1 protein-coding gene is annotated in these 5,031 nt (G+C 40.2%); it reads right to left on the bottom strand.

Annotated elements, in window-relative coordinates; translation table 11 throughout:
* A partial coding sequence (locus tag QTN95_RS19610) for an FG-GAP-like repeat-containing protein (RefSeq protein ID WP_331418683.1) occupies positions 1-4,508 on the bottom strand: 4,508 nt, incomplete at its 3' end.
* Positions 4,509-5,031: the final 523 nt, after the last annotated feature.

A 5,031-nucleotide genomic window follows, 5' to 3' on the forward strand; every position in this document is an offset into this window, starting at 1 on the left:
TTCTTTTTCAGATAACGGTTATGGTTAGCATCATAATAGAATTCGACGGTCTTGCCGTTACGGGTGATTTTGCTCGGCTTGTTAAATTCAGTCCATTCGAGTTCACGCTCATTCTCGGTACTGTTATCCGCTCGTGCACGTAGCATATTGCCGTTAGCATCATACTGGTAATTTAAACCATTGGCTTTGGTTACCGCATGCGGCCCAGCTTGTTGAGCGCTATAAACATAGTCACCAATACCGGTCTTAAATATCAAGTTACCCAAGTTATCGTATTGATAATTGAATGTACCAGCAAAGTCTGGACTGCCCACTCCATATTCGGCGGGGTTCGATAGTGACACACTGTTACTGCTCACACGATCCAAAGCATCATATTGCCATGTATCTGTAATTCCAAGCTGATCATCATAACGATAAGTCACGTTGTTGTGGCTATCGTAGCGGTATTGAATCGAACGCAAATTACGCCCTTTTGCCTTGCTACCAGATAAATGAGGATCAAATAGAACATTAGCCTTATGTGTGGTTATGAAGCTAGGGCGCGCAGTATTAGCATCGTAGTTATAAGTGTTAACCAGACCATTACCTAAAGTTTCAGACAAAGTGTGGTCATAAGCATCCGTTTCACGTCGCTGCCAATAGTAGATATATGCAGGGTTGTTTATTGATTCCTCTAACTCTGACTGAGTGAGGATAAGGGCCAAATGATCAGCCTGACTTGATTCTTGAGTATTCTGGCACCTAGAACGTTGATTATAATCTAACTGATTACCACCAAGTTGGTTAGCGTATTCGCAGTACACACCACTTAGATCTGCTACTTTTAAAGCCAAACCAAACAAATCATAAGCTAAATCACGATAACTCTTATAACGCGAACTAGCTATACTTTCTGCCTCAGCCAAATCATTTGAAGTAAAACTTAGCTCGCTTTTTGTTTGATCATCAACGAAACCTTCGCTAGTACTAACTAGAAAGTGATCACGATAATAACCGTATCGATCTTCAATCAATAACAGCTCATCGAAACGAGTGAATGACTTAGAGGCAAACTCTTCTTTCGAAGCTGGCCTTATAACTGAATAATCCGCGACATAGATAAATCTATATATCTTATCTTGTGAAATCAACTTGAGTGGAATTGAAACATCGCCTGCTATCACGGCCCATTTTATTGGCCGCAAGTAACATTCAAACTGATCGGTGCAATAAAGTTTGAAGCGATCACCATCACGTTGCATTGCCAATAAAACTTCATTTATAACGTAGTACCGCCTAATATTTTTAGTATAGTACCGTGCTCCTTCTGATGCATAAAAGATTCTTTGATTAAGGTAGCGCTCTGCTTTAGCTAAATACTCGCTGGCCAAAGCAACCGCTTGATCAAGAAGCTGTCTGATACCTTCACGGAAACTCGCACTAGTAAAAACGTCATCCGCATAGTTTTTCGGGCTACGAACAGCAGATATATAACCATTTGGATTATATACATACTCAATAGCCAACCTCTGACCACTATTGATGTTAGCTACTTGCGCCACAGACCCAGCTAAAGAGGTAACTATTCCATTAGGACGTACCTCTCGAGAAATTCGCTCATACATGTCGTAAAAGTAGTTAGTGCTGAATTTTTCGTTGTTGACTTCTACAGCAATTTCTTCGGTTAAACCAGATTCGTTGTAGTAATAATCGGTTTCACTACCGTTTCCAGAAAAACCTGATAACGTTCCTAGTGCACCACGTTCGTCATATCGCCAACTTGAAACTTTGCCGTCTACCGTCTGACTTATCTTACGGCCCAAAAGATCGTACTCAATAGTTGTTATCGTACCTTTTGCATCACGCTTATAGATCAACTCACCCGCCGCGTTGTAAGTGTATGACCATTGGCCGAGATCCGGGTCATTAAGGTAGCTACGATGCCCTAAATTATCGTATCGAATTTGTGTTGTGTTGCCATTTGAATCGATAGTCGCTCTAAGCTTCCCATCAGGGTAATACTGATACGTTTGATAAGCTCCGAGCGGTTCATCTTTACGCAGTATGTAGCCCATAACGTTGGTCACTGTGCTACGAATAAATCCTCGAGCATCGGTAACACTAGTCGTGTAACCTTCATAAGCAGTTGTAAAGTTTGCGATTCCACCATCACTGGTAGGCTCTTGCTTGGTTACCTCACGATCTAAGGCGTCATAAGTAAACCTGACAGAAGGAGCCATTGTATACCCCCGTGGGTCAAAAAAGTGTGGCCGAGTCACACTGAGTTTACGCCCATTGCGGTCCCAAGTGGTATCAACCACAATTAACTGACCATCAAAACTAGTACGAAACCTACGCACCTCTCTACCTGCATAATCGAAGTACAATCTCACTTCGCCTCCAGATGCAGAATTGATCGTCACACAGCTAACACTCTTACTTGAAGAGCGCTCATCCTGCCCCCTACACTGTGAACCAAGCCGATATTGAGTAGTTTTGATGTTGTCCACTCCTGGTAGAGTTTCACTAATTACACGCCCAAAAGAATCATAGTCAAAACTTGTAGTCCTATTTTTTAGCGCACTAACTGATTCTATTAGCTTTCCTCGTACGTTAAACTTGCTAGTGGTCGTATGCCCTAACGCATTTGTCGATGTGGTTATATATAAACCTTGATTGTCATACTGAGTAGTCGAAGTTCGCGCAGGAAGATCTGTGCCCTCAATAGTTTGTGATACAATATTTCCCCACTGGTCATAGCTATAACGATTGGTAATAGTTTTACCCCTAGTAGAAATATCATCAGTGCGCTCGTAGTCTGAACTCATCTCCGTGCTTTGAGTTAAATAACCGCGACTATCATAATTGTAGGTATTATTAACGTGACGAGTAAGATTGGTCGTATTATCTGTGAGAGTTGAGATCAAATTTATCGCTGCGCCGATTTTCCAAAAATTGTCGCCTGATTCGCTAAAATTAGTTGAAAGATAATCAGACTTTTTAGTGGAGGTAAACTGACCAGCTCCTTCTATATCACTGGATACGACCGATGTTTCACTAAGTACGTTACCAAAACGATCTAATTCACGCGTTGTAGTTTCTATTCTTTCGGCAACATCACTGCCTAACCCAAATTTAATATCAACAACTTGTTCAGGGTAAACTTGATAATAATTAGCACTGTAGCCTTCACGCGTATGCTGTTTATACTGATAGTTTACCTCTGAAACTTTCTTACCGTTTTTTTGTACTTCAACAGCTAATGGTCGACCAGCCACTTCAAGCCGATCTTGCTCAAACGTAGTTTTAGTTACAGTAACCACGTCAGCATTTTCGGTTTCTGTAATAGTTTTAAAACCTAAAAAACCACCTCCTCTAAGATGCTTTTTGGCCTCTTCATAGCGATAAGTATAAGTTGTAGGCATGTAGCCCTTAGGGGATTTAATAACACTAGATACTAAATAACGATTTGGCGTAACCACTTTATATGGATAGGAAACAACCCCTTGCCCTGGTTCAGTATAAGGCACTGCTGTTGCTATATCTGAGCTAGATACATGTGTAGAATAAACCCCCGTAGAAGCATGCAGGTAAGTCACTGTATAATCGATACCTACTTCAGAAAACGTGATTATTTTGTCCTGCTCTTGAGCTGTAGAATACCGAATCCGTGCTTTAACATTTTTTCCATTTTCACGAGTAATAACATCAACCCATCCATCACCGTTAACATCTTGCACTGAGTATATTTTTGCTCCTGCATCAAGGAATATACTATTTGAGAAACTATTGTTTCGATTGTTTTTGTAAAAATAACGACCATAGCCTAACTCCGGATACCCATCATTGTTTAAATCAGCAAAGTAAACATCACTTTGATGAGACACACTGTGATTAATAAAGATTGGAGGATTAAATGTTATTCCGTTAAACAAGTGGACATAAAGGTTTCCTTGAGCATTAGAAGACCCCATAACAGCATCCAGATAACCATCATTGTTGATATCAGTAAAAGACTTTAAAATGCGGCCACCAGCAGATGGAAGAGTCAACCAAGACCCCTGCTGACTAATTCGGTAACGGTAGTTACCACCAGGAATATCAAACTTATGTAAATCATCGATACCATCACCATTGATATCAATACTAGAATAGCCTGTTATACGTTCTTCATCGCCATCACCATCAAAATCACCGTAATTAACTCCATTAGAACCATATTTACAGCTATTACCAGAACAAGAGTTGAATTGACAATAAGTACCATATTGGCCATTACCTTGACTATAAGCTCTTGCTGTATTGATAGGGCAGATATTTAATGCAATGGAGGGGGAGGTTATACTCCCATGTACACTGAATGACCTAATATTTGGTCGAACGCGACCATTTAGATCTAATACAGACATTATGTTATTAGAATTACGACTGACTTCCCCATAAGCAATCGCAAAACCTGAACCATTAGTTTCTATATATCTTGGGTTTGTTAAACCTGTATTGTTGGACCCTTGCAGTTCTACCACATCGCGTTCATTCCATTCAAAGCGGATATCGCTAGAACATAGTCCATTAGTACAATAGTCGACGCTGGAAAGTCGGCTTCTAGAAGTGGCACTAGAGAGTTGATAAGTTAGTCTATAATTACCAATATTATTGTCTACACTATCAAATACCTTTATTTCTTTGAGTCTCTCTGTTTTTCTAAGTAACTTACCTTCAAGGTACTGAAACGTGCTATCTCCTCGAACTTCGTAAACAAAATCGACTTTACCTCCAACGTAAATTATTTGCGTGAGTTTATGTATACCCGATGCATTTTCTTCGTTATAGATAAAGTTAATATGATTGGACTTACTTGTATCAGTGATTGTGTTTAGCGCCCACTTGTAGATATCCGCGGCGTTGTTGATCAAATCAGCTTGAAGATCAACGACGCCATATATGACTAGCCGTTAGCTTCTAACAGGCATACCTAGTCCTATGACTTTGTTCATTGCTTTGACATTTGCCAGTGCCTCACCAACTTGAGCGTTATAACATCTCAAG

It is taken from the genome of Vibrio sp. M260112 (assembly GCF_036533775.1).
Lineage (GTDB): Bacteria > Pseudomonadota > Gammaproteobacteria > Enterobacterales > Vibrionaceae > Vibrio.